This is a genomic window from Massilia sp. BSC265 (assembly GCF_000740675.1).
Classification (GTDB): domain Bacteria; phylum Pseudomonadota; class Gammaproteobacteria; order Burkholderiales; family Burkholderiaceae_D; genus Telluria.
The window spans coordinates 59,708-86,059 of record NZ_JPXI01000042.1; the positions used below are offsets into that span (position 1 = coordinate 59,708).

Below are 26,352 nucleotides of genomic sequence, written 5' to 3' on the forward strand. Positions count from 1 at the left end.
CTGGCGCATCTGGTCAGGTTGAATGGAAGGCGATCATCGGGCACTACCGACACCGAGAATGAGAGCAGGCGGTGCGCTTTCGGGCTGGGCGAAGCTGCGCTGGTAGCGGTCGTGCGCGCCTTTCGCCGCACGGCCGTCGACTCCGGTGGCAGGATTCCTGTTGGCCGCCGCTGCCGGATCGAGCACCTGGGCGGCCAAGTTGGTGCGCGTGGCACTGCCGAACTGGTGGTCCCATCGCGGGGTGGTCTGTACGCAGCCCTGCAGGCAGGCGCCGATCAGCGCCAGCGCGGTCAATCGTATCGTCATGGTCACGATAGCCTCCTATTTGAGTTCGAAGCCGCCGGCGGTCTGCGCCGTGGGTGGCGCCACCTGCAGAGTGGACGCGGCGGCGGCGGTCGTGGCCGGCGCGGCGCCTTCCAGCCGTCCGCCGAGCAGCACTCCGGCGCGCGACGGGATGCCTACCTTGTCGGTCGGCAGTTCGTACCCGGCGCCCGGAATCGGCTTCACCAGGCGCGCGGTGATCACGAACACCAGTTCGGTGCGGTCCTGCTGGTAGTCGGTGCTGCGGAACAGCGCACCCAGCACCGGCACTTCGCCCAGCATCGGCAGTCCCTTCAGGTTGGCCACCAGGTTGTTCCGCACCAGCCCGCCGATGGCGAAGCTCTGGCCGTCATACAACTGCACGGTGGTGCTGGCGCGGCGTGTGGTAACCAAGGGCAGGATCGAGGTGCCGGTGATGCCGAGGGCCGAGACACCGACCCCTTCACGCGAAAGCTCGGAAACTTCCGGCGCCACCTTCAGATTGATGCGCCCGCCCGACAGCACAGTCGGGGTGAAGCGCAGACCGACGCCGAATTCCTTTTCTTCAAGCGTAATCTTGTTGTTGTCCTGGGCCACCGGAATGTAGAACTTGCCGCCAGCCAGGAAGGTGCCTTCCTGGCCACTGATGGCGAGCACGTTCGGCTCGGCCAGCACGCGCACCAGGCTGTCCTGCTTCTCGGGCGCAGCCCTGAAACCAAAGTGCCTGGTGCCGGCAGTTCCCACACTGCTCGGCACGCGGCCACTCAGGAAGCTCGACGCTACGACTGTGGCCCAGCTACCGCCGCCGAAACTGAGCACGGACTCGGCTTCTAGCCGCTCGAGCAGGGTCTTCGACACCTCGGCGATCTTCACTTCGAGCTGCACCTGCTGCGGCGCGCTGACGCCGAGAAGGTTGATCACCCGCGTCGAATCGGGAGACGAGCCGCCGCCACCGCCGCCGCCCCCGATGTCGATCACGCCATCCGTCTTGTTCTCCTCGGCGACGGCCGTCACCTGGCGCAGCGGACGGCGCACGTAGGCGTTGGCCAGCTCGACCGCACGGGCGATCGCTCCGGTGTCGCTGACGGTGCCGGTCAGCACCAGCGAATCGGCGGCGGCGAGCACGCGGATGTCCTTTTCCTCGGGCAGGGCCACGGCAAGGGTCGCCTGCAGTGCGGCCGGGTCCATCGCGACGACGATGTCCACCACACTGCACAGCCCGCTTTTACCCTGCACGATCATGTTGGTGCTGCCCACGTCGACGCCGGCGATGTACAGCGTGTCCGGCGCCACCAGCATGGCCTGCACCACGCCCGGATTGCCGACGCTGCGGTGGGCGACCCGTTCGGGCAGGCGCAGCATGGTCGACTTGCCCATGTTGAGGGTCAGCGTGGCGGGGCGCGCCGCTTCGCCGACGCAGCCGGTGGCTTGCGGCCGTGCTCCTGCCGCCGGCCTTGCCGGCGCCGCTTGAGCGGCGCCGGCCACAGGTTTGGTACTGGCCACGGGCGGCTTGGCGAGGGCATCCGCCGATTTGACGGTTGCGGAGGCGAGGGCCGGTGTGGCGGCGGCCAGGGCCAGGCCTGCCGCGAGCGGTGCGAAGTTAAAACGTCTGTTCATGGCATCCATCCCGGGTCGGTGAAGGTCAGAAGCATTCCTGCGATGCGTGCAGGCCGTTGATGACCTTGACGCAGTCACGCGGAGCGGGGGCCGGAGCTGCTCGCGGGGCCTGTGCGCGCGGCTGGGGAGCCCGCACCGGCATCGCCACCTGGCGCACCGGCGGGTCCGCCTTGGGCAGCAGATTGTCCTTGGTGGCGCCCGCGGTGTCGGCCGCGGCCGGATCGACCTGGTTGCGCAGCGCCAGCGACAGGGTGCCGACGCTGCGCGCCAAGTCGAGCTTCTCGGCCTGCTCGGGCGTCACTTCGAGCGTGACGGCGTTCACGACCTTCGGTTTGGTCTCGTCCCGGTTGACTTCCTGCGCCACCGCCAGCACCAGGATCCGTTCCAGCACGATCTTGGAGATGCTGCGCTGGCGGGACATCTCGCCCTGCGGCTGCGGGTCGGTCTCGGTACTGACGATGATGTCCACGTAGTTGCCCGGCAGTGCGAAGCCGGCCACGCCGATCACGTCGTTGACACGCACCGTGATGGCACGCTTGCCTTCGGTGATCAGGGCCGACAGGCCACCCAGGGTGCCCACCGGCGCCAGCTTCGCTTCGCTCAGCGGCTCGCCGAGCAGGATGCTGGTCTTGAGTACCCGGCCACCGAGCTTCTGCGGATCGTCGAACGCACCTTTCGGCACGCTGTGGGCCGGCCATTCGACCAGCTTGAGCATCTCGGGCGTCAGGCGCTGCCCGATGTTGATGTCCGACGACGCCACGACAATGCGGCTGGCGCTTGCCGAAGGTTGTTTCAGGAGCCAGTGCGAGGCCAGCACCACGGCGGCAAGGCCGAACAGGATCGCGAGCGCCATCACGGTCACGGCACGCTTGTTTTTCATTGGATTTCTCCCAGGTTGCTCGATTCCAGCGCCGCCATGGGGCTGAACAGGCTGCTCCAGGCCTGGGCCACGCTATCCACGTCGAAACGTGGGACGCGGCCGGCAAAGCCGGCGAAGTCGGCAATCCGGCCGAGCAGCTCATGGGGCAAGGCTGGCAGCAGCGGACGCCGGGTACGGCGGTGCAATTCGTCGATCAGGTAGTTGATCGCGCCCTCGTCGGCGTCGATGTTGCGCAGCAGGCACTGGCGCCGCAGCAGCGCGCGGTATGCTTTCTCGGACAGTGGGCCGACCGGGATCCGGTAACCGATGCGGCGCAGGCAGGAGTCATCCAGGACCGACTCGGGGACCAGGCTGGTGGCCAGCACCAGCGACGCGTCGAATGGCAGCGCATGGCTCGCCCCGCCGGGGACGGCGACATGGTCGGTGCCCCGTTCGAGTGCACCGAGCAGCCGGTACAGCACCTCGTCGGCCGGCACGCGCTGGCGGCCGATATCGTCGAGCACCAGCAGGCCGTTGTTGGCCAGCAGCTGCGGCGGCGCGCGCAACACGCCGCTGGCGGCATCGCTATGCAGTTCAAGCATGTCGCGCGTCAGTTCGGCGCCTGTATGCACCAGCGGCCGCTGGCACAGCACCCAGCGCGCGTCGCAGCTGCGCCGATCCTCCAGCACGCGCGACTGCCGCGGCGCCGCATGCAGGGCCGGGTCATGAATTTGCACGATCTCGTGCTTGATCAGCACCGCGTGAGGCACTGCCACCGGTTCCTGGTACAGCCGCGCCAGCTTGCGCGCCAGCGTCGTCTTGCCGCTGCCGGACGGGCCGTACAGCATCAGCGGACGATGCGAGTGCAGTGCGGCGCCGAGCAGTTCGCGCACCGCAGGTTCGATGCTGTCGTCCGCCAGCGCGGCATGCAGCTCGGCGGGCGTGATGCGGGCGGCGGCGTGCTGGCGCAGCGACTGCTGCGCCAGCACAGCGCAGTAGGCGTCGAGCGTCACCGGAGCCGGGCCGACATAACGTGATTCCGCAAGGTATTCGGTAGCCGCACGCACGCCGAAAGCGGTCAGCTGGTAGTGCACGTCGATGTCGGACTCGCCGCACCATGCCACTTCCACCTGCTGCTCGGCAATCAGCGCCTGCAGCACTTCGCGCACCACGCTGGTCGACAGGTGCAGGCGGCCGGTGAGGACCGACAGTGCGGTCTTGCCGCTTGCATGCAGGGCCTTGACCACCAAGGAGGCGACGAACCGCGGTTCGAGGCCGGTGTCGCACAGAGTGCGCGGCTGGCGCGGCAGGACCGGTACGCGTTCGGGCCCGGGTGCGCCCTGCGAGGCCGCTGCCAGGCGCTCGTCGAAGGCGGCTGGCGTAGACGCTGATAACGCTTCCATAGGGAAACCTCCTGCTGGATACGGATATTTCTTACATTTGTTAAATTGATTCTAGCCATCGGTCATTTCCTGGCGCTTGATGTCTGCCAAGGAAGATGACTCAATGAAAAAGTCAAGCGTAACGGCCTATCAATAGATAGATCGTGCCGGCAGCGATCGCCAGGCCATAGGGCATCGAACCGGCGCTCTCATACGCCGCCGGTACTGCGGGAAGCCGCAGCAGCGCAGGTTTGACGAGGCCCCACAGGTTCGACAGTGCCATTCCCAGCCGCCCGCGATAGAGGAGGAAAGCGAGGGCCATGACGCCACCCGCGCAAAAGGCCAGGATGGCGACCTGCAAGGCAACCGCAGGGCCGGTGAAGGCGCCGACCGTGGCCATCATCTTGACGTCCCCGGCAGCCATGCCGCGGACCAGGTAAAAGGGCATGAAGATGAGCAGGCCGGTAACGGCACCGCCCAGGCTGTTCAGCAGCGCCGCGCCAGGATCCGGCGACACGGCATGCAGGACGAGTGCGCCGGCCAGTCCTCCCAGCAGAAGCAGGTTGGGGATGCGGCGGCTTGCCAGGTCATTGATCGCAGCGGCCACCACCAACAGCAGCAGCAGCGTGTCGAGGTACGGTGTCACAGGCATGATGCGCTCCTCTTCAAAAAAAAAGCCCCCAGGGGCTTGTGGCACCTGAGGGGCAGCCGCGATTACGTGAAGCTATCCGGCAACTTATTGGCGATGTAGTTAAACGCCTCCTTGATATCCGTACCGACAGCGCCAGCGGTTGCTGCGACCGCCACGCCGATGAGGGCAGCGATCAGGCCGTACTCGATGGCCGTCACACCCTTTTCATCAGCAACGAACACTTTGATGGCGGAGGTAATGGTGCTCATGATGAACTCCTTGTGCGGTTGATAGGACATCTGCTGCAAGGCCTTGCCGAGAGACGAGTGCCGTTTTTTGTTGCTTGCGGCTGCGTCCGTCAGCGAGTCCACTTGGCGTGCCGAGGTACGACGTGACAACCATGACGCGCTCCTCTTCACAAAAAGCCCCCAAGCGCTTGTGGCACCCGGGGGCGCAACCTGCGATTACGTGAAGCTATCCGGCAGCTTATCGGCGATGTAGTCGAACGCCGCCTTGATATCCGTACCGATCGCGCCAGCAGTTGCTGCGACCGCCACGCCGATGAGGGCAGCGATCAGGCCGTACTCGATGGCCGTCACACCGTTCTCATCAGCGACGAAGGCTTTGATGGCGGAGGTAATGGTGCTCATGTCGAACTCCTTATGTGGTTGATGGGACTGCTGCTACAGGGTTTTACTGACAGACGGGGCCCCGTCTTTTGCTGCTTTCGACTGCGTCTGTCAGTGAGTTCACTGTACCGAATCGTGCCGTACGGCAAGTTGACCTCCTGCAAGTTTTGCCGCATGGAAATCTCTGTTTCCATGCAGGTTTGTGCCTACACAAGCTGAGTGCCCGTCTATTACCTTCTATGCATTAACAAGATAAATATTGTTAAGAATAGTTGCCTGACATACAAAAACACTTTATGCTGTTTCTCTTGCACGCTTAAAAAAGCGGCACCCGTCGGATCAACCAGCCGTGCTTTGCTTGACTCAGTTTCTGTAAACGACATGGATTCCCTGCTGCGACACATGGTGGACATGACTGGCCACCGCGATCACACGATGCTCGACATCTCCGTGATTTCGGCGGTACAGGAACTGGCAGGAGCCCTGCAGACCCGCGTCTTGAGCATCGCCACGGTCTGCGGCCAGAAATTCGTCCGTTCGCGCGCCTGCATCCGTGCTGACGGCGTGGCCTGCCCAGAAGAGCTGTATGACGGCGGCAGCCCCGGCGACCCGCTCGCCGCCTTTCCCGAACTGGCACACTGCCTCGAACACCATGACTCGCGCGCCGAAGGCCTGGGGGCCGACGGCCGTCGGCGCCTGTGGCTGCCGATCTGGTTCGGCGACAAGGCCGACACCTGCCTCGAGATCGTGCACGCGCACCACTTCAGCGCCGACGAGATCCACATGATCAGCGGGATCGTCAGTGTCTACCGCAATTTCCAGAACCTGCTCGACTACAGCGAGCGCGACTCGCTCACCGGGCTCCTGAACCGCAAGACCTTCGACGACCAGCTGGCGCGCATGCTGCACTGCGCCGACGCCGAACCCCTGGTGCCGGGCCAGCCCGAACGGCGCCAGCACGGGGCCGAAGAAAAGCAGTGGCTGGCCGTGGTCGACGTCGACCATTTCAAGATGGTGAACGACCGCTTCGGCCACCTGTATGGCGACGAAGTCCTGATCCTCATCGCCAACCTGCTGCAGTCCTCGTTCCGCTCGCAGGACCGCGTGTTCCGCTTCGGCGGCGAAGAGTTCGTGGTGCTGCTGCGCTCGACCACGCTGGAGAACGCACGCAAGATCATCGACCGCTTCCGCACCAACGTCGAGGCGCATGTGTTCCCGCAGGTAGGCCGGGTCACGGTGAGCGTCGGCTTCACCAGCATCAGCGCGACCGATTCGCCGGTCGTGACGCTGGGACATGCCGACCAGGCCCTGTACTTCGCCAAGGCCAACGGCCGCAACCGCGCCTGCCACTACGAGGAATTGGTGGCGAATGGCCTGCTGCAGACCATCGCCACCAACGACACCGCCGAGTTCTTCTAAAGAACTTGCGCGAATTCGAGGGCATCCTCCAGGCGGTCATCACCCCAGAACAGCTCGCCCCGCACGATGAAGCTCGGCGCGCCGAAGATGCCCAGGCGGCGTGCCGCCGCGGTCTGCGCACGCAAGACCGCCTTGTTGTCCTCCCCTTCCGCCTCGCGCAGGATCGCGGCCGGATCGGCGACCAGTCCCTCTAGCGCCGCGAGCACGGTGCCGCTGTCGTCGATGTCGGCATCGTGTGACCAGTTGCGCAGCATGACACGGCGGCAGAATTCACCCATCCAGGCCTGTTCGGCGCCGAGCAGCGCGACCCGCATCGGCAGCAGGGCCCGGCGCGGGAAGCTGGAGGGTCGGGTAAAAGGAAGGCCGTATTTCGCGGCCCGGCGCGCCATGTCGCGCCAGACGTACTCGCCCTTCTCCTTCTGTTCGACGAAGGGTGAGCTTTGCCAGCCGAGCTCGCGGAAGATGGGCCCGAGCAGGAACGGCCTCCACTGCAGCGGCACGCCGGCAGCACGCGCGAGCGCCTCGATGCGCATCACCGAGAGGTAGCTGTAGTTGCTGCCGAACTCGAACCAGAACTCGATGGGTGGATGCATGGCCGTTTACCTCGCTTGGTATAGTGTGCGATCAGTATGCAGGCAGCAGTGTGCCACGACAACAGGGGGCGAGATGAGCAAGGTACTGATCGTGACGGGCGCCGGGCGCGGCATTGGCGCCGCCATTGCCAGACAGGCCGCGGCCACTGGGCATGCGGTGGCAGTCAACTACCGCAGCGACGAAGCGGCCGCGCAGGCCTTGGTGGCGGCGATCCGCGCCGATGGCGGGCAGGCCGCCGCGATCCAGGCCGACGTCGCGGTCGAAGCGGAAGTGGCGCAGCTGTTCGCACGGGCCGAGCAGGAACTCGGGCCGCCGGCCGCGCTGGTCAACAATGCCGGCATCACGGGACGCATCGCGCGCTTCATGGACACCTCTCCCGCCACCATCGAGGCCGTGTTCCGGACCAATGTGTACGGCACCATGCACTGCTGCCGCGCGGCGATCGACGCCTTCCGGCGCCACGGAATGCTTGGCAAAGGCGGCGGCGTGATCGTCAACCTGTCCTCGATCGCATCCAGCACCGGCAGCCCGTGCGAGTATGTGCACTACGCCGCCAGCAAGGCCGCGGTCGAAACCTTCACGCTGGGACTGGCACGCGAGATGGCGCTGGAGGGCATCCGTGTGTGCGCGGTGGCGCCGGGGTCGACGCTGACCGGCATCCATGCGGCGGCGGGAGAACCGGGCCGGCCGGAACGGGTGGCGCCGGCCATTCCGATGGGACGCCTGGCCACGCCCAACGAGATCGCAGAAGCGGTGCTGTGGATGCTGTCGCCCGCCGCGTCCTACGTCACCGGCGCAACGCTGCGCTGCGCAGGCGGGCTGTAAGGCCTCAGGCGATGTTCATGAACTGCAGCGGATTGACATTCCACTTCTCGGCCGACTCGTGGCGCAGGATCTTGTCGCCGCCGCCGAAGCCGAGCGGCTTGGACAGGTCGAGGGTCTGGGGCTTGATGTAGGTCTGGTTCTTGGTGCTGAAGAACACGTTCACCTTCGGCGTGAGCAGGCTGGTTTCGTGCGGCTCGATCACCACGCCCAAGCGGCCGGATTCGAGCAGCACCAGGGTGCCGACCGGGTAGATGCCGACGCAGCGCATGAACTCCTGGGCCAGCACCGGGCTGAAGTGGAACTTGCTCCACTCGTAGATCTTGCGCAGCGCTTCGGCCGCCGGCATGCCTTTGTGGTAGCAGCGGTCCGAAGTGATGGCGTCGTAGACGTCGACGATCGCCGCCATCTGCGCCAGTTCGCTGATGCGATTTTCGTCCTGCTTGTCCGGGTAGCCGCTGCCGTCGCGCCGCTCGTGGTGGTGCAGCGTGATGTCGAGCGGGATCGGGCCGATTTCCGGCGTCTTGACCAGGATGTCGTAGCCGTCGCGCGGGTGGCGCTTGATGACGTCGAATTCTTCGTCGGTCAGGCGGCCCTGCTTGTTCAGGATGGTGTCCGGCACCAGCGCCTTGCCGGTGTCGTGCAGCAAACCGCCCAGGCCGGCCTGGTAGATCGTGTCCTCATCCATCTTGCGCGAACGGCAGAACGCGACCAGTAGCGCGCACACGCTGACCGAATGCAGGAAGGTGTAGTCGTCCTTGTTCTTGATACGCAGAAGACCGAGCAACGCGCCGGAATTACGCAGGATCGATTCGGTCACGCTTTCCACGACCGGTCCCACCTTGTCCAGTTCGACGGCCTTGCCGAGACGGGCGTCGGCCATCACGGTGCGCACCAGGCCGGCGGCCTGCTTGCGGATGTTGGCGGCGCGCTGGAGTTCCTCGCCGAGCGAGACGCGGGTGACGATCACCGGCTTGGCGGCGATCGCCGTCACTTCCGCTTCGGTGGCGGCTTCGGCCTGTGCCAGGGTCGGCGCGTCGTCGACGTCCAGGCCCTTGCTGCAATCGATAACGACACCGCGGATCCGCGCATTACGGATTTTGAGGATTTCGTCCTCGGTCGTCAGTGCAAAGCGGTTACGCACGAAGGGGTGGTCCATCCAGCCGCAATCGAGATCATGGATGAACATCCCGACCTTCAGCTGTGACGAATCCACCTTTTTTAACATGTCGCTACTCTGCTCTGTAATAATGTCGGCGCCCCTCGGCCGCGATGCAGTATAACAACTTTGTTACAAACCATCATCGTTTGTTGCTTACTGGACACACCACCAAAAGATGGAATTTCGTCAGCTCCGGTACTTTGTCGCCATCGTCGACCACGGCTCGCTCTCGCGCGCCGCGCTGGTCTTGCATGTCGCGCAGCCGGCCTTGACGCAGCAACTGCGTCAGCTCGAAGAAGAACTGGGCGCACAGCTGTTGCACCGTTCGGCGCACGGGGTGGTCAGTACCGACGCCGGCAAGATCTTTTATGAGCACGCGCAGGCGATCCTCAAGCAGGTGGCCGACGCGCGTTCGGCGGTGGTCCAGTCGACGACCCGGCCTTCGGGGAGCGTGTCGCTCGGCCTACCGCACAGCATTTCCGGTGCGCTGGCGCTGCCGCTCTTGAAGGCCACCCGGGCCAGGTATCCTGAAATCACCTTGCAACTGACCGAGGAAATCTCGGGCAGCCTCACCGAGCAGCTCAAATCGGGCCGCCTGAACCTGGCAGTGCTGTTCGACGAAGTCCCGGCCGGGCATTTCAGCGCGACCCCGCTGGTCGAGGAAGACCTGATGTTCATCTGCCGTGCAGGCTCGGGCTTCGCACCAGGGACGGACAGGCTGGCCCTGCGTGAAGCTCTGGGCAGCACCCTGATCCTGCCGGCGCGCCAGCACGGCGTGCGGCCGCTGGTCGAGCAGGTCGCGCAAAGGGCCGGCCTGGCGCTGGGCACCGTCCTGGAAATCAATTCGATCGCCATCCTGCGTTCGGCGCTGCTGGCCGACTTGGGCGCCACCCTACTTCCGGTCGCGCCGCTGCTGGCCGACATCGAGCGCGGGGCGATGGCGGCCTGGCCGGTGGGCGAGCCCGCCGTGACGCGTCGCGTGACCCTGTGCGCCTCACGCAATATCCCGCTGACGAATGCGGCGGCGGCGATCGGGAAGCTGGTCCGCGAAGTCACGGAAGACCTGTGCGCACGTGGCGCCTGGCCAGGTGCACGGCTCATCACGGCATGAGCTTATAACGGTCATCAGATTTTCTTATACCCCCATCCGCATTCCCTATTGGCCCTGCGCGGTCGAAGTCCCTACACTCCACGCGCGAATCTGTACACCTGAAAGCGCCTTTGACGCTTGCTGTCGCTACCGCGACGCCGTTTCCCCGCCCTGCCTACCCGGCAGTCAGCCAGGAACATCCGAATCACGATCTTGGAGACACCATGCCAGATACCGTCACGCCACAAGCGGTGACGCCGGACTACTCGTCCCGCCTCAACACCGTCACCCTCGACGACAAATACACCGCCAAGTCCGGCAATATCTTCCTCTCCGGTATCCAGGCCCTGGTGCGCCTGCCGATGATGCAGCGCGAGCGCGATGCTGCCGCCGGCCTGAACACCGCTGGCTTCGTGTCCGGCTACCGTGGCTCGCCGCTCGGCGGCCTCGACGAGACGCTGTGGAAGGCCAAGGGCCACCTGGAAGCGAACCACGTGCAGTTCGTGCCGGGCGTGAACGAAGACCTGGCCGCCACCGCCGTCTGGGGCACCCAGACCGTGGACCTGATCGGCCCGGCCAAGTACGACGGCGTGTTCGCCATGTGGTACGGCAAGGGCCCGGGCGTGGACCGCTGCGGCGACGTCTTCAAGCACATGAACCATGCCGGCACGTCGAAGCATGGCGGTGTGCTGCTGGTGGCCGGTGACGACCACGGCGCCTACTCCTCGACCCTGCCGCACCAGTCCGACCACATCTTCTCGGCCTGCATGATCCCCGTGCTTTATCCCTGCAACGTGCAGGAATACCTGGACCTGGGCGTGCACGGCTGGGCCATGTCGCGTTACTCGGGCTGCGCGGTGGCCTTCAAGGCACTGGCCGACACGGTCGAATCGAGCGCCTCGGTGGACGCCAACCCCTTCCGCGTCGAGGTCAAGTATCCACAGGACTTCGCGATGCCGGAAGGCGGCCTGAATACGAAACTGTCCTCCGTCCCCCTGGGCCAGCAGGCGCGCGCCCAGGAAGCACTGATGCAGGACTACAAGATCTACGCGGCGCTGGCCTATGCCCGTGAAAACAAGTTGAATCGCACCACGATCGACAGCCCGAACGCCAAGCTGGGCATCATCGCTTCCGGCAAATCCTACCTGGACGTGCTTGAAGCGCTGGAAGAACTGGGCATCGACGAAGCCATGGCCGAGAAGGTCGGCCTGCGCCTGTACAAGGTGGCGATGATCTGGCCGCTGGAACCGGAAGGCGTGCGCGAGTTCGCGCAAGGGCTGGAAGAGATCCTGGTGGTCGAAGAAAAGCGCCAGGTCGTGGAATACCAACTGAAGGAACAGCTGTACAACTGGCGCGACGACGTGCGCCCGCACATCGTCGGCAAGTTCGACGACAAGGGCGAATGGGTGGCGCCGCGCGGCGACTGGCTGCTGCCCCCAAAGGCCGACTTTTCGGTGGCGCAGGTGGCGCGCGTGATCGCCGGCCGCATCGCGCGCCTGGTTACCGACGAGCCTACCCGCGACCTGATCAAGGCGCGCTTGTCCTTCCTGGAAGCCAAGGATGCCGTGCTGCAGAAGGCGATCACCACGCCCTTCCGCCCGGCCTTCTATTGCTCCGGCTGCCCGCACAACACCTCGACCAAGGTGCCGGACGGTTCCTTTGCGCTGGCCGGCATCGGCTGCCACGTGATGGCGACCTCGATCTATCCGGAGATGAACAAGCTCACCACCCACATGGGCGGCGAAGGCACGCCGTGGATCGGCCAGGCCGCGTTCTCCAAGGTACCGCACGTGTTCCAGAACCTGGGCGACGGCACCTACTTCCACTCGGGCTACCTGGCGATCCGCGCGGCTGTCTCGGCCAAGGTGAACATCACCTACAAAATCCTGTACAACGACGCGGTGGCGATGACCGGCGGCCAGCCGGTCGACGGCACCACCTCGGTGCCGCACATCGCCCAGCAGATGGCGGCCGAAGGCGTCAAGCGCATCGCGCTCGTCACCGAAGACCTGTCGCGCTACGCGGACCGTTCGAACCTGCCGGCCATGGTCACCCTGCACGACCGCAAGCACATGGATGAGGTGCAGCGCGAACTGCGCGAACTGCCGGGCGTCACCGTCATCATCTACGACCAGACCTGCGCCGCCGAGAAGCGCCGCCGCCGCAAGAAGAACGAGTTCCCCGACCCGAACCAGCGCATGGTGATCAACGAAGCCGTCTGCGAAGGCTGCGGCGACTGCGGCATCCAGTCGAACTGCGTCTCGATCCTGCCGAAGGAAACGGAATTCGGCCGCAAGCGCCAGATCGACCAATCCTCGTGCAACAAGGATTATTCCTGCGCCAAGGGCTTCTGCCCGAGCTTCGTCACCGTCGAAGGCGGCACGCTCAAGAAGAGCAAGACGGGCGTGTCGACGAACGGCAGCGAGGACGGTTGGGGCGCCCTGCCCGAGCCTGTGCTGCCGAGCGTCGAGCATCCGTACAACATCCTGATCAACGGCATCGGCGGCACCGGCGTCATCACCGTCGGCGCCCTGATGGGCATGGCAGCCCACCTCGAAGGCAAGGGCGCCTCGGTGCTGGACATGACCGGCATGAGCCAGAAGAACGGCTCGGTGACCTCGCACGTGAAGATCGCCGCCACCCCGGACCGCCTGCGTGCGCAGCGCATTGCTACCGGCGAAGCGGACCTGATCCTCGGCTGCGACATCCTGACCACCGGCGCCGCCGATGCGGTATCGAAGATGCGCCCGGGACGCACGCTCGCCATCGTCAACCTGCACGAGCAGCCGACCGGCACCTTCGCGCAGCAGCGCGATTGGGAGTTCCCTTCGGGCGACGTGCGTTCGCTGATCCTGGAAGCGGTGGGCGGCGAATCGGGCGCCGATTTCGTCGACGCGACCAAGCTGGCGACTGCGCTGATGGGCGACTCGATCGCGACCAATCTGTTCCTGATGGGCTACGCCTGGCAGAAGGGCCGCATCCCGCTGTCCGAAGCCGCCCTGCTGCGTGCCATCGAGCTCAACGGCGTGGCCGTGGCATCGAACAAGATGAGCTTCCTGTGGGGCCGCCGCGCCGCCGTGGACTTCAAGCGCGTCGAGAAGCAGGCGATCCCTGCGCAGACCGTCGTCATCCAGATGCCGCACAGCCTGGACAGCGTCATCAAGAGGCGCGTCGAACACCTGACCGGCTACCAGGACGCCGCCTATGCGGCCGTGTATGAAGACCTGGTGAAGCGCGTGCGCGAGGCCGAAACGGCCAAGGGCCTGGGCAACAAGCTGTCGATGGCCGTGGCCAGGAACTACGCCAAGCTGATGGCCTACAAGGATGAGTACGAAGTGGCGCGCCTGTACACCGATGGGCGCTTCATCGAGCAGCTCAAGACCCAGTTCGAAGGCGACGTCAAGCTCAAGTTCAACCTGGCCCCGCCGCTGTTCGCCAAGAAGGACGCCAAGGGCCACATGGTGAAGGCCCAGTATGGATCCTGGATGTTCGGCGCGTTCAAGCTGCTGGCCAAGATGAAGGGCTTGCGCGGCGGCGTCTTCGACCTCTTCGGTCGCACGGCAGAGCGCAAGATGGAACGTGCGCTGATTGGCGAGTACCGCGAGATGGTGGAAGCCCTGGTCGCCAGGCTGGATGCATCGAACCATGCCGACGCGGTCGAACTGGCTTCGCTGCCGGAGCAGATCCGCGGCTTTGGCCACGTGAAGGAAAAAGCCGTGGCCGAATTCCATGCCCGCAAGGCAGAGCTGCTTTCCGGCAACATCAAACGCCGCGCCGCGTAATCGCCGTGAGGGTGGGTCGCAGCCCACCCTCGTTACTTCCCTGTACCCGGCTTGACGTTAACGTTAACGTCATATACCGTAGCAAGCTACTCCTGTCCTCCCGATTCCCAAGGACCCACACCCATGAACGACATCACCCCCGCCGCGAAACTCGACCTGCCGGAGCAGCCGAAGCTGGCCAACAAGGTGCGCTTCGTCACCGCCGCTTCCCTGTTCGACGGCCATGACGCCTCGATCAACATCATGCGCCGCATCCTGCAGTCGAACGGCGCCGAAGTGATTCACCTCGGCCACAACCGCTCGGTCGACGAAGTCGTCACCGCGGCCCTGGCCGAAGACGTGCAAGGCATCGCCATCTCGAGCTACCAGGGCGGCCACGTCGAATACTTCAAGTACATGATCGACCTGCTGCGCCAGCGCGGCGGCGCCCACATCAAGGTGTTCGGTGGCGGTGGCGGCGTGATCGTCCCGAGCGAAATCGAAGAACTGCACGCCTACGGCGTCACCCGCATCTTCAGCCCGGAAGATGGCCAGCGCATGGGCCTGGTCGGCATGATCCGCTCGATGCTGGAAGCCTGCGACGTCGACCTCTCCTCCTACGCCCCGACCGCGATCGAGGCGCTGAAGCAGGGCGACATCGCCGACCGCCACCGTCCGTTGGCCCAGCTGATCACCGCACTCGAGAACGGCAAGGCCGATCCGGAGCTGCGCAAGCAGATCGTGGAAGCCGCCGACACCGTCAAGGCGCCGGTCCTCGGCATCACCGGTACCGGCGGCGCCGGTAAATCCTCGCTGACCGATGAACTCATCCGCCGCATCCGCCTCGACCAGGGCGACCGCCTCAACATCGCCGTCATCTCGATCGACCCGTCGCGCCGCAAGTCGGGTGGCGCCCTGCTGGGCGACCGCATCCGCATGAATGCGATCAACCCGTGGAATGGCCAGGCGCGCGTCTTCATGCGCTCGCTCGCCACCCGCGAAGCCGGCTCCGAAATCTCGCAGGCCCTGCCGGACGTGATCGCCGCCTGCAAGGTGGCGGGCTTTGATCTCGTCATCGTCGAAACCTCGGGCATTGGCCAGGGCGACGCCGCCATCGTGCCGCACGTCGACACCTCGATGTACGTGATGACGCCGGAATTCGGCGCCGCCTCGCAGCTCGAGAAGATCGACATGCTCGACTTCGCCGACTTCATCGCCATCAACAAGTTCGACCGCAAGGGCGCCCAGGATGCGCTGCGCGACGTCGCCAAGCAATACCAGCGCAACCGCGAACTGTGGAGCAAGCAGCCGGACGAGATGCCGGTCTACGGCACCCAGGCCTCGCGCTTCAACGACGACGGCGTCACCGCCCTGTACCACGGCCTGCTGCCGAAGCTGGCCGAGCTGGGCCTGCAGGTCGAGCCGAGCCGCCTGGCTGCGCCTTCGCAAAAATATTCGAGCGGCAAGAACGTGATCGTTCCGCCGGCCCGTGCACGCTACCTGGCCGAGATCGCCGACACCGTGCGCGGCTACCACCGCAACGTGAAGAAGCAGGTGCAACTGGCGCGCGAGCGCCAGCAGCTGAGCGAGACCAAGCGCATGCTGGCCGCCGCCAACCGCGAAGTCGTCCTCGACGACCTGATCACCGAGCGTGACAACGCGATGGAAGGCGGCGCCAAGAAACTGCTGGCCATGTGGCCGGACATGCAGGCCGCCTACGCGGGCGACGATTACGTGGTGAAGATCCGCGACAAGGAAATCCGTACGCGCCTGGTCTCGACGACCCTGTCGGGCAACCCGATCCGCAAGGTGGCGCTGCCGAAGTTCGAAGACCACGGCGAGATCCTGCGCTTCCTGATGCTGGAAAACGTGCCGGGCTCCTTCCCCTACACGGCCGGCGTGTTCGCCTTCAAGCGCGAGGGCGAAGACCCGACCCGCATGTTCGCGGGCGAAGGCGATGCCTTCCGCACCAACCGCCGTTTTAAACTGGTGTCGCAGGGCATGGACGCCAAGCGCCTGTCCACGGCCTTCGACTCGGTGACCCTGTACGGCGCCGACCCGGCGCTGCGTCCCGACATCTACGGCAAGGTGGGCAACTCGGGCGTGTCGATCGCGACCCTGGACGACATGAAGGTCCTGTACGACGGCTTCGACCTGTGCAGCCCCTCCACCTCGGTCTCGATGACCATCAACGGCCCGGCCCCGACCATCCTGGCGATGTTCATGAACACCGCCATCGACCAGCAGATCGACAAGTTCGTGGCCGATAACGGCCGCCAGCCGACCGACGACGAAGCGGCCAAGATCCGCGACTGGGTCCTGATGAACGTGCGCGGCACCGTGCAGGCCGACATCCTGAAGGAAGACCAGGGCCAGAACACCTGCATCTTCAGCACCGAGTTTTCGCTGAAGGTGATGGGCGACATCCAGGAATACTTCGTCCACCACCAGGTGCGCAACTTCTATTCGGTGTCGATCTCGGGCTACCACATTGCCGAAGCGGGCGCGAACCCGATCTCGCAGCTGGCCTTCACGCTGTCGAACGGCTTCACCTTTGTCGAAGCCTACCTGGCACGCGGCATGCACATCGACGACTTCGCCCCGAACCTGTCCTTCTTCTTCTCGAACGGCATGGACCCGGAATACACGGTGCTGGGCCGTGTGGCGCGCCGCATCTGGGCAGTGGCCATGCGCGACAAGTACGGCGCCAACGAGCGCAGCCAGAAGCTGAAGTACCACATCCAGACCTCGGGCCGCTCGCTGCACGCGCAGGAGATCGACTTCAACGACATCCGCACTACGCTGCAGGCCCTGATCGCGATCTACGACAACTGCAACTCGCTGCACACCAATGCGTATGACGAAGCAATCACCACGCCGACCGACGAATCCGTCCGCCGCGCCCTGGCGATCCAGCTGATCATCAACCGCGAATGGGGCCTGGCGAAGAACGAGAACCCGAACCAGGGCGCGTTCATCATCGACGAGCTGACCGACCTGGTCGAAGAGCAGGTGATGCAGGAGTTCGAACGCATCGCCGAACGCGGCGGCGTGCTGGGTGCGATGGAGACCGGCTACCAGCGCGGCAAGATCCAGGAAGAGTCGATGCTGTACGAGCACAAGAAGCACGACGGCTCGCTGCCGATCATCGGCGTGAACACCTTCCGCAACCCGAACGGCGCCGGCGCACCGGCGACGATCGAACTGGCGCGCTCGACCGACGACGAGAAGCAGTCGCAGCTGACCCGCCTGGAAGCCTTCCACGCACGGAATGCCGACAAGGCACCTAGCGCCCTGGCCGCGCTGCAGCAGGCCGCGATCGATAACGAGAACGTGTTCGCCAAGCTGATGGACGCCGTGCGCGTCTGCTCACTGGGCCAGATCACGACCGCGCTGTTCGAGGTCGGCGGGCAGTATCGCCGCAATATGTAAGGCGCAATCCAAGTACCAGACAAGCGCTGGTAGCGACTTCAAAAGGCTAGTCCCACCGGGCTAGCCTTTTTTATTCTTCTACTGTCCAATCACGTGGCCCTCCAGCACGCCGCTGGCCTAGAATGAACTGACAACATTCCGTGGAGTTCATTCATGCCGATCCAGCCCGAGCAGCTCGCCGCCCTGATGGCGGAAGTCGAACAGGAAGATCCCATCGACTTCGCCGACCTCCCCTTTCCCGAAGACGAATTGCGCACGCTGGTGGCAAGCCACCTGTGCGAAATGGCTGCAGCGATGGAAAATTTCAGTACCGAAGACCGCCTGATGACCCTGCTGGCAGTGTCGGCCAAGCTGGTGCTGGAGAACCTGGTATTGCATGTTCAGCTATTACGCCGACATGGTTTGCCTGTAGGAGACAATGTGGAAGCCTTGCTCGCCCGGCTGCGCAAGCCTGGGGAATGAACACGCCTTATGCGCTGCAACAGGGGGCAGCCGGGCTCCCGCTCGGAGGGGCGTAGCTACAACAGCGCATTCATATTGTATCGCTAACAATCTATTCCTTCAGGTATTATTGTCACCTGGGAAATCCATTCCCTTACCCTTAGTGCCAATACCAAAGGAATACTCATGCCGCGTCACCTTATCAAGCATACACTCACTGCAGCGCTTGTTACTGCTGCGCTCGGCACTGGTCTCGCTGCCTGTAACCAGACCAAGCCAACCGCTACCTTGCTCGCCGAAGCGAAGGCATATCAAGAGAAGGGTGACCGCAAAGCGGCGATGATCCAGCTGAAGAACGCTGTTGCAAATACGCCGGAAGACGCGGAAGCCCGATTCCAGCTGGGCGCGCTGCATCTGGACAGTGGGGACGCTGTTTCAGCCGAGAAAGAGCTACGCAAGGCCTTGAGCCTTGGCATCAGCGCGGATCGCGCCCTGCCGCTGTTGGGCCGTGCATTGCAGACGCAAGGTCAGCCAGCCAAAATTCTGGAAGAAATCACCGCCGAGAAAGCAAAAGCCTCGGCGGAATTGCTCGCCTTGCGCGGCGATGCCTTGCTGATGAGCCAGAAACCGGATGAAGCGAAGCAGGCGTTCGAGCAAGCGCTCCAGGTAAAGGCAACGAGCGGCGAAGCACTGACCGGACTGGCACGTCATGCGCTCTACCGGAATGACATCGAGGCAGCCGAGCGTTTTGCGAATGAGGCCGTCGGCAAGGACCCCAAGAATCCCGATGCCTGGCTATTCCAGGCCAACTTGCTGCGCAGCTTGAATAAACCTGAGCAGGCGATGACCGCGTTTACCCGCGTCACCGAACTACGCCCCCATGACCGTATCGCCCATGTCGAAAAGGCCTATATCCAGATCAGCCAGGGCAAGTTCGAAGAAGCGCGAAAGAATATCAAGGCAGCGCAAGACAATGCGCCCGGTAACCTGCTGGCAACTTATGCCCAGGCCCTGCTCGACTTTACGCAGGGTAAAAACGCCTTGGCACAAGAGTCGGTGCAAAAGGTACTCAAGAATGCTCCCAACCACATGCCGAGCATCCTCCTCGCCGGCGCTATCGAGCTGAACTTGGGCGCGACCCAGCAAGCAGAACAGCATCTGCGCAAGTACCTCGAAACCAATTCGGATAACCTCTACGCCCGCAAGCTGCTGGCACAGGCCCAGCTCAAGAATGCGCAACCGCAGGATGCCGCAGCCACCTTGGCACCAGCGCTGGAAAGCGGCGCCAATGATCCCCAGCTCCTGGCCCTGGCCGGGCAATCGTATCTCCAGGCCCGCGATTTCGACCGGGCGACGGCTTACTTCGAGAAGGCGAGCTCGATAGCGCCCAAGGTGGCGGCACTGCACACTTCTCTCGGACTATCGCGTCTTGGCCAGGGTGAAAAGGACAAAGCCATCAATGACCTCGAAAAGGGGGCGGCACTCGATCCGGGCTCGCTCCAGGGAGGCATGACACTGGTACAGGCTGAGCTGAACCTGAAACGCCACGATAAAGCGCTCGCTGCCGCACAAAGGCTGGTCAAGCAACATCCAGACAACGCCCAGGCACACGGCATCCTCGGTGCCGTACACTTTGCCAAAGGTGACGTACCCGAGGCCCGGGTCAGCCTCGAAAAGGCGCTTGCACTGCAACCGACCTACTTCGCTGCCGTCAGCAGCCTGGCCCAGCTCGACCTGCGTGAAAAGAAGCCTGCTGAGGCCAAGGCCCGGTTTACCGCTCTTCTGGCAAAAGATCCCAAACACATCGGGGCGATGAACGCGCTGGCTGAACTGGCCCTGCTGGAAAAGAAACCTGCCGAAGCGACGTCCTGGCTTGAAAAGGCCAGCACCAGCAACCCCGAGGCCGTGGCGCCGGCCCTGCAATTGGGAACGCACTACCTGCGCATCAAGGAAAACCAGAAAGCATTGACGCTGGCACGCAAGACCCAGACAGCCAACCCGACCCACCCGGACGTTCTGGATTTGCTCGGCCAGGCCCAATTGGCAAATAACGATGCTTCCGGTGCGCTCGACAGCTATAGCAGGCTCACGAATGTGCTGCCGAAATCGGCCATGGCCCAATACCGTATGGCCGCTGCCTACATGGCGCTGAAGAACGAGACCGAAGCGGCAAACCACCTCAAGCGCGCAGTCGCGCTGGATCCGGACTTCCTGCCTGCCCACCTGGCACAAATCGACCTTGCCACACGTGGCAATCGTCCCGAGCTGGTCCTGGCCAATGCGCGCGCGCTCCAGGCAAGGGAGGCCCATCGGGCCATCGGCTATGTCATCGAAGCCGACCTGCTGTCGGCCCAGGGAAAGGCAACGCAGGCCCTGCCCCTGTACGAGAAGGCGTTTGCAGAGAAACAGGATGCAAAGATACTGATCAACATTCACCGCGCAATGTTGCAGTCTGGAAAAGAGGCCCAGGCGGACAGCCGGATCGCCAACTGGATGAAAACGCATCCCGATGACGTGGCGATGGCCCTGTATGTTGCCGAGCGTTCGCTCGCCAAGGGTCAGTACAAGCAAGCGGCATCGCAATTCGAAGCCGCGACGCGCGTCGCGCCAGGCAATGCAATCGCCCTGAACAACCTGGCCTGGACTTATCAGCAGCTGAAAGATCCGCGTGCCCTGGAAACCGCCGAAGCCGCATACCGCATCAGCGGTGACAATCCAGCCGTGCTGGATACCTTGGGGATGATCCTCGCCGAACGCGGTGATCTCAAGCGTGGACTGCCCATGCTGCAGAAAGCGGTGAGCCTCGCCCCACACAGCGGCGACCTGCGACTGCATCTTGCGGAAGTCCTGGCGAAATCCGGCGACAAAGCTGCCGCCCGCAAAGAATTGGAAACAATCGTCGCGAAGTCGAACGGCCCTGGTGCGGCCAGAGCGAAAACGCTCCTTGAGCAGTTATAAAGAGACGCCACCGAAAGGTGGCGTTTTTACATCAATAATTATAAATTTGTAATTTCTTTATATCATGTTTTTAATGCAAGTGGTAATATGACCACTGTTGATGCATTGCCGGCCAGATTCTTTTATAGCGCGGAGAAGAGAACATGAAAACGCTGATTCACGCAGAATTAGTAGATTTCGATTCAATTAAGGGGGCGACACAGTACGAGCACTCTTCCGCATTGGAAACAGACTCATGTGATAACATCGTCAACATGACCATTAATGAAAAATCCTTTGGCATCCGGGCTGCGGATAATGACAATGGTCGAAGCCAGGCAAGCCTGTTGATCAACAAGATGTATGCATGGCGGGGTTATGCAGGGACCCATCGGCTCGAGGAAGACAACCCGAACCGGATCTCGCTTTCTGCCTCGGACCGTGGTGAAGTGGTCGGCACTGTCACGCTTGGCATCGACTCGCCTGTCGGCCTGCTGGCGGATGAGATTTTCAAGGACCAGCTCGACCATTTCCGGGATATGGGCGGCAAGCTATGCGAAATCACCAAGCTTGCGTTCGATCCGAGGGTGCGCTCCAAGGAAGCGCTGGCAGCGCTCTTTCATATCCTGTTCATCTACGGCCGACGTATTCACCACTGCACGGATGTGTTCATCGAAGTCAATCCGCGTCATCGCCGCTTCTATGAAACGATGCTTGGTTTTAGCTGCCTTGGCGAGATGCGTACCAATCCTCGGGTAAATGCGCCCGCCTGGCTGCTCTGGAACAATCTCGACAAAGTCCAGGAGCAGATCGAACGTTTTGGCGGCACCAGCAGTCATCCTGGCAACGAGCGTTCGCTATTCCCCTTTTTCTTTTCACAGAAAGAAGAAGAAGGTATTGCACGCCGCCTTATGTCGATCGGCTGACGGCATCCGCCGCGTTTGCGGAGATGCCGGATTGCGCCAGTAGGCCGCCGGCGGTCTTGCCTTCGAAACGCTCGAGGATCGGCAGCACCAGCCGGCGCAGGAACAAACCTACCCCGCCCCATAGCGTAACGAACCACAGCGGCACGCCACCTGCCGGATCGCCCGGATAGGCCCATTGGCCGCTCCAGACACCCGTGTATTCGACCGCCGCCCCCAGCATGACCATATACCCCGCATAGGCGAGATCTGCGCGCTCGTGGAACAGCAGGAGGCCAATGGCAAGCAGGCCGCCCGTGACCAGCAGCAGGGTATTGCCATCCTGGATCGAGGCGAAGGCGGCGGAATACAGCAATGCCAGCACCCATACTGCGGCGCGCCGATCGTGTGGCGCGGCACCGCCCAGCAGGCGCCGGGTATGCAGCAGGTAGAAACCCCACATTACCAGCTCATATACGGGCATCCGCAGGACATCGGGATCGGTGAAATAGAAAATTCCCTGTGCGAGGGAAGCAGCATTCATCCCCGTGAAGAAGACGCAGACGACCAGGCCGAATATCGCCTCCACTTTCGTCAAGCGACCGAAGGTCAGCGCCCAGATCAGCAGGAAGGCTGCCAGCTTGCCCAGGTTGGTGGGGACCAGGGCAAGGATCGCCAGGGTCAGCGGCACTTGCAGGAAAATGCGCGGTAGAGTGTGCATGGCGACAAGGATGCAGGCGATACACGATCTTGTCAATCCACCAAAAGAAAAAGGCCCCGATGGGGCCTTTTTTGCAAGAAATACCTAGAAAGCTTAAGCGGCTTTCTTCTCGCGGCGACGCAGGACGGCGCCCATGCCGACCATGGCCAGGCCCATCAGCGACAGTGCGCCCGGTTCCGGCACGGCGTATGCCTGACCCGGGTCGTCGACACGTGCGCCCAGGATGTTTTCGCCACCGTTCCAATTCGCGTTGTAGTTGTAGCTGTTCTTGAAGCGCAGGTCACGCGAACCCTGCCACGACGAGAACCAATTCGAGTCCAGCTGTTCGGCCCACAGGCCGCCGGCGCTCCTGTCCACCGACGCGTAGGAATCTGCCTGGCCCGAGAAACCGTTGCTGCTCGGAACAGTGCTACCGACGATAGTGTTGTTCGGGTTGCTGACATCCATGCCGGTGTCGAAGAACAGGCGTGCCAGGAAGGTGCCTTCGGTGAAGCCGGTAGCGCAGTTCCAGCCGCAACGCACACCCGGATTGATCGTATCGAGCGTGGTCTTGCTCATCTTGTCGGTATCACGCCAGTACAGGTCCATGTAGCCGCGGGTAGCCGGGAACGGGTTGGTAGCGCTCGGCGTGCCTGCTTCGATGCCGTAGAACATGCCGGTTACCTGGCCGCCGGTCAGGCCGTTCACGTACCAGATGTCGCCGGTCGGGTCGATCTGGTCATTCGGGGTATTGACCGTGCCGCGTTCCATGGTCGAAACGGTGAACACGCCCCAGTTGATTTCGTTCGAGCCAGCAAAGGTGGTAGCACCGTTGATGGCGATTTGTTCTTGGCCGGTGAACTTCAGGTAGATCGGGGTCAGCGGCAGGCTAGGTGCGGGAGCGGCATAGGCTCCGAAGCTCATTGCTGCGCCAACGGCGAAAGCGGCAAACTTTTTCATGTTTTCTCCAGTTAAGAAAAGCTTTTACATTAATTACGACACCCACGCCTACTCTTTAGCAAGCCTCATGCCAGCTCGTCAAAAACCATCACAAGTATCTGATTTGGTTGACTTTTATTCTTTTGGCGCCAGATGAGAAGTTGTCTAAAATGGATGAATGTAAAATTTCTCGACAGTTGGAGCTCTAACAAAATTCGAGGGCAAGGGATGCACCTCAGGCATCGCCGCAGCGGCGGCCCGGAAGACAATACGAGAGTACGGCGAGACGATGCGGCGCAGCCATCGGGGAATCGTTAGACGCTTTTATCCGCCGTAACGTCCGGGTGCCAGCAAGTCGTCCGGATCGAGTTCGCGGCGCAGCCGTGCATGCAGCGAGGAGGATTCTTTTGTCAGCGCGGCCAAGCCGGGCATGGCGCCGATCGCAACGCGGTAAGGGAAGCAGCCGCGTTTCCTGCCTTCGGCGATCAGCTCTTCGTAGCAGGCCTGCGCCGCCGCCACTGCCGCCGGATCGGCACGATCGAACAGCAGGGGCACGGTACTGTCGAACAGCTTGTCACTGAGCGACGTGAAGGTCAGCAAGGGCTCGATCCCGTGCTTGCGCGTCACGGCGGTCACGAAGTCCACGTAGGCGCGCGCGCCAGCGCCGCGCATCGGCACCAGCGGCGCATACCAGATCAGCCCGCAACCGTCGCGCGCAGGATTGCGCGGCGCACTGCCGCCAGTGGGCGACCGCCAGTAAGCCAGGGGCAGCGCGGTTTCATTGGGACGGCCGAGCACCAGTTCGAGCGAGCGGGCCAGCGTGCCGGCGGTACTGGACAGGCGCTGTCCGGCACTACCGGGAATCCAGCGCGCGACACGCAACAAGGTATTGGCGTTGTCCTGGCTGAGGAACAGGAGGCGGCTTGCCACGCCGGCCAGTGCCGCCCGGATCTCCTTCTGCGCGGCAGCCACCATCCGCTTCGTTCCATAGAGGGTGCCAAAGCCTGTCCAGGGAGCAATCTGGTACTGCCGCCCGAGTTCGGCCACCACGGCAGGCGGGATCAGGCCGTCGGGCCCCAAGCGGTCGGATGGGTAAGGCGCCGACATGGCCAGTACCCGGTGACGGTTCATCAGGTTCAGGCCGCCGAGGGTTCCCGGCAGGCGCGACAGGATCGACCGGATCCGCTCCACCGCCGGCTCCAGCAGGGCATCGTCTTTCAGGCTGAACAGGCAAACCTTGACCGCTTCGGGGCGACGCGCCAGCATGATGCTCATGCGGGTCACGATCCCCAGGCCGCTCTGCGTGAACAGACCGGCGGAATAAGGGCCGATTCCCCATTTGAACAGGCGCGCCAGTTCCTCGCCGCCGGCTTCGCGCATGGCAGTACGGTAGAGCGTGCCATCGGCCAGCACCGCTTCGAGGTCGGTTACTGCCGCAAAGTGATCGGTGTAAGGGGTCACGCCATAGCCGCGCTCAAGGGCATTGCCGAGCAGGCTGCATTCCGGACCGGCGCCGGTGGTCGGTACCATGTAGGGATGACCGCCATGGTCGAGGAAGTCGGCAAGCATGCCTTGCGTGACGCCCGGTTCGAGCGTGACCACGCCCATGTCGCCGTCGAAATGCAAGATCCGGTTCAGTCCGGACAAGTCGATGACAACACAGGCATCGCGCACTGCCAGCGCACTTCCGTATCCCCAGTTGCGTCCGGTACTGATGGGGTACACGGGGACGCCATGGCGCTGTGCGATGCGCATGACTTCGGGAAGCTGGGCACTATCGTGCAAGCGTAGCGCAGCAGGAATGTTGCGTTGCGCCCCCGTTGTATCCTGGCCGTATGCGGCAACTGCCGCCGCGGCCGGCAAGACCTGATCCTTGCCGAGTAAAACCTGCCATTCGACGATCGCGTCGTCGATGTTTGCGCGTCTAGTGTGCATGCGTATGAACCGGACGCTAACGCAAACCGGCCTGTATCTGGTGGTTGAGTTGATCGATCAGTTCCGAGGCTGCATTGACGATCTGCCCGGACTCGAAGCCAGCCTTGTTCATCTCGCGGAAAAACGCGCGCGCGAGGATGCGTGCCACGTCTTCCGGGTGCTGGTAGGCGGCCGTATGGACCTGCGTGCCGACCTGGTGCCGCGCTTCCTGTAGCAATGCCAGCTGGGTAAACCGCGACTCCAGTACCCGCTGCAACTGGACCACCTGGATGGATTTACCGATAAACAGGGCAATTACTTCCAGCAGCGGCAATTCGGAAGCGATGAATCCGGTGCCCGACAAGTTCAGCACACCAATGATCTTGTTACCGATACGAATCGGGGCCGACATGAGGCTTCGGCCAGCCGCATCCGGACGCCGTGCCAGCGATGCGAACTGGGAACGCCCGATGTCCTCTACCAGGAGGGCGCAGCCGCTGGACAGCACATGGCCACAGATGCCTTCCCCCGCGCCGATCGATGCGTGCAAGGCCGCGTCCGGGACATCCCCGTGGCGTGCATGGATACGCATGCGCAAATCCTGCCCTTCGCCGCTATTGAGCAGCATGATCGAGCAGTTATCCGCTTTCATCATCCGTGCCGTACGCTCTGCCTGCTGGTGGAGGTCATTTTCGAGACTACCTTCAGCCAAGAACTGTTGCAGGTCTTGCAGACGCACCAGCCTGTCAGGTATTTCCATGTGGCCTCACCAATGAATGGGACGATCGGAGCCGTTCAGTTATATTTTGTTAATAATAATG

General features: G+C 63.2%; 21 protein-coding genes. 8 read left to right on the forward strand and 13 right to left on the reverse strand.

From position 1 onward, the window contains the following. Positions 1 to 33: 33 nt before the first annotated feature. The 7 genes from MA09_RS21350 to MA09_RS21380 form a co-directional block, all read right to left on the reverse strand. Entirely contained in the window at positions 34 to 306 is a 273-nt protein-coding gene (locus MA09_RS21350; RefSeq protein WP_036252952.1) for a hypothetical protein, read from the reverse strand. A 15-nt stretch (positions 307 to 321) separates the two neighbouring features. Beyond that, positions 322 to 1,917, reverse strand: a complete 1,596-nt coding sequence (locus MA09_RS21355; RefSeq protein WP_036253686.1) for a type II and III secretion system protein family protein — start codon at positions 1,915 to 1,917, stop codon at positions 322 to 324. A gap of 25 nt (positions 1,918 to 1,942) precedes the next feature. Continuing rightward, positions 1,943 to 2,797, reverse strand: a complete 855-nt coding sequence (cpaB, locus tag MA09_RS21360; protein ID WP_036252954.1) for a Flp pilus assembly protein CpaB — start codon at positions 2,795 to 2,797, stop codon at positions 1,943 to 1,945. After that, positions 2,794 to 4,179: an AAA family ATPase gene (locus MA09_RS21365; protein ID WP_051933681.1), complete on the reverse strand. Its 1,386-nt coding sequence runs from the start codon at positions 4,177 to 4,179 to the stop codon at positions 2,794 to 2,796. The genes cpaB and MA09_RS21365 overlap by 4 nt, the downstream gene beginning before the upstream one ends. A 112-nt stretch (positions 4,180 to 4,291) precedes the next feature. Continuing rightward, positions 4,292 to 4,810 carry a prepilin peptidase gene (locus tag MA09_RS21370; RefSeq protein ID WP_036252956.1) on the reverse strand — a complete coding sequence of 173 codons (519 nt, stop codon included), beginning with the start codon at positions 4,808 to 4,810 and terminating at the stop codon, positions 4,292 to 4,294. A gap of 62 nt (positions 4,811 to 4,872) precedes the next feature. Next, positions 4,873 to 5,058: a Flp family type IVb pilin gene (locus MA09_RS21375; protein WP_036253691.1), complete on the reverse strand. Its 186-nt coding sequence runs from the start codon at positions 5,056 to 5,058 to the stop codon at positions 4,873 to 4,875. 195 nt (positions 5,059 to 5,253) lie between these two features. Further along, a complete protein-coding gene (locus MA09_RS21380; protein WP_051933682.1) occupies positions 5,254 to 5,439 on the reverse strand; it encodes a Flp family type IVb pilin in 186 nt (61 codons plus the stop codon). Positions 5,440 to 5,799: 360 nt separating this feature from the next. Here MA09_RS21380 and MA09_RS21385 point away from each other — a divergent pair, with 360 nt between their 5' ends. Next, on the forward strand, positions 5,800 to 6,837 hold the full coding sequence (locus MA09_RS21385; RefSeq protein WP_036252958.1) for a GGDEF domain-containing protein: 1,038 nt from the start codon (positions 5,800 to 5,802) through the stop codon (positions 6,835 to 6,837). Here the strand turns inward: MA09_RS21385 and MA09_RS21390 are convergent. After that, positions 6,834 to 7,430, reverse strand: a complete 597-nt coding sequence (locus MA09_RS21390) for a 2-hydroxychromene-2-carboxylate isomerase (RefSeq protein ID WP_036252959.1) — start codon at positions 7,428 to 7,430, stop codon at positions 6,834 to 6,836. The genes MA09_RS21385 and MA09_RS21390 overlap by 4 nt on opposite strands. 73 nt (positions 7,431 to 7,503) lie before the next feature. On the opposite strand from MA09_RS21390, the gene MA09_RS21395 reads away from it, so the two are divergent. After that, the gene (locus MA09_RS21395; protein ID WP_036252961.1) at positions 7,504 to 8,256 is read left to right on the forward strand and encodes an SDR family oxidoreductase; all 753 of its coding nucleotides are present in this window, start codon (positions 7,504 to 7,506) and stop codon (positions 8,254 to 8,256) included. A 4-nt stretch (positions 8,257 to 8,260) separates the two neighbouring features. On the opposite strand, the gene MA09_RS21400 is transcribed toward MA09_RS21395, so the two are convergent. Further along, entirely contained in the window at positions 8,261 to 9,481 is a 1,221-nt protein-coding gene (locus tag MA09_RS21400) for an HD-GYP domain-containing protein (protein WP_036252962.1), read from the reverse strand. A 109-nt stretch (positions 9,482 to 9,590) separates the two neighbouring features. Here MA09_RS21400 and MA09_RS21405 point away from each other — a divergent pair, with 109 nt between their 5' ends. The 6 genes from MA09_RS21405 to MA09_RS21430 all read left to right on the forward strand — a co-directional run bounded on the left by MA09_RS21405 (position 9,591) and on the right by MA09_RS21430 (position 22,002). Continuing rightward, the gene (locus MA09_RS21405) at positions 9,591 to 10,526 is read left to right on the forward strand and encodes a LysR substrate-binding domain-containing protein (RefSeq protein WP_036252964.1); all 936 of its coding nucleotides are present in this window, start codon (positions 9,591 to 9,593) and stop codon (positions 10,524 to 10,526) included. Positions 10,527 to 10,729: 203 nt separating this feature from the next. Further along, a complete protein-coding gene (locus tag MA09_RS21410) occupies positions 10,730 to 14,287 on the forward strand; it encodes an indolepyruvate ferredoxin oxidoreductase family protein (RefSeq protein ID WP_036252966.1) in 3,558 nt (1,185 codons plus the stop codon). A gap of 123 nt (positions 14,288 to 14,410) precedes the next feature. Then, positions 14,411 to 17,698: a fused isobutyryl-CoA mutase/GTPase IcmF gene (gene icmF / locus MA09_RS21415; RefSeq protein ID WP_036252968.1), complete on the forward strand. Its 3,288-nt coding sequence runs from the start codon at positions 14,411 to 14,413 to the stop codon at positions 17,696 to 17,698. Positions 17,699 to 17,851: 153 nt separating this feature from the next. Next, entirely contained in the window at positions 17,852 to 18,160 is a 309-nt protein-coding gene (locus MA09_RS21420) for a hypothetical protein (protein ID WP_036252970.1), read from the forward strand. A 165-nt stretch (positions 18,161 to 18,325) separates the two neighbouring features. Further along, positions 18,326 to 21,097: an XrtA/PEP-CTERM system TPR-repeat protein PrsT gene (prsT, locus tag MA09_RS21425; protein ID WP_036252972.1), complete on the forward strand. Its 2,772-nt coding sequence runs from the start codon at positions 18,326 to 18,328 to the stop codon at positions 21,095 to 21,097. A 143-nt stretch (positions 21,098 to 21,240) separates the two neighbouring features. Further along, the gene (locus MA09_RS21430) at positions 21,241 to 22,002 is read left to right on the forward strand and encodes a GNAT family N-acetyltransferase (RefSeq protein ID WP_229440815.1); all 762 of its coding nucleotides are present in this window, start codon (positions 21,241 to 21,243) and stop codon (positions 22,000 to 22,002) included. Here the strand turns inward: MA09_RS21430 and MA09_RS21435 are convergent. From MA09_RS21435 to MA09_RS21450, 4 genes are all read right to left on the reverse strand, one after another. Next, a complete protein-coding gene (locus MA09_RS21435) occupies positions 21,986 to 22,699 on the reverse strand; it encodes a hypothetical protein (RefSeq protein ID WP_152594752.1) in 714 nt (237 codons plus the stop codon). The two genes, MA09_RS21430 and MA09_RS21435, sit on opposite strands and share 17 nt — an antisense overlap. A gap of 93 nt (positions 22,700 to 22,792) precedes the next feature. Then, positions 22,793 to 23,638 (reverse strand): PEP-CTERM sorting domain-containing protein, encoded by an 846-nt coding sequence (locus tag MA09_RS21440; protein WP_229440816.1) that lies wholly within the window; start codon positions 23,636 to 23,638, stop codon positions 22,793 to 22,795. Between the two features lie 303 nt (positions 23,639 to 23,941). Continuing rightward, complete coding sequence (locus MA09_RS21445; protein ID WP_036252978.1) at positions 23,942 to 25,552, reverse strand: FAD-binding oxidoreductase; 1,611 nt, start codon at positions 25,550 to 25,552, stop codon at positions 23,942 to 23,944. Positions 25,553 to 25,568: 16 nt separating this feature from the next. After that, the gene (locus tag MA09_RS21450) at positions 25,569 to 26,291 is read right to left on the reverse strand and encodes a GAF domain-containing protein (RefSeq protein ID WP_036252980.1); all 723 of its coding nucleotides are present in this window, start codon (positions 26,289 to 26,291) and stop codon (positions 25,569 to 25,571) included. Positions 26,292 to 26,352 lie beyond the last annotated feature (61 nt).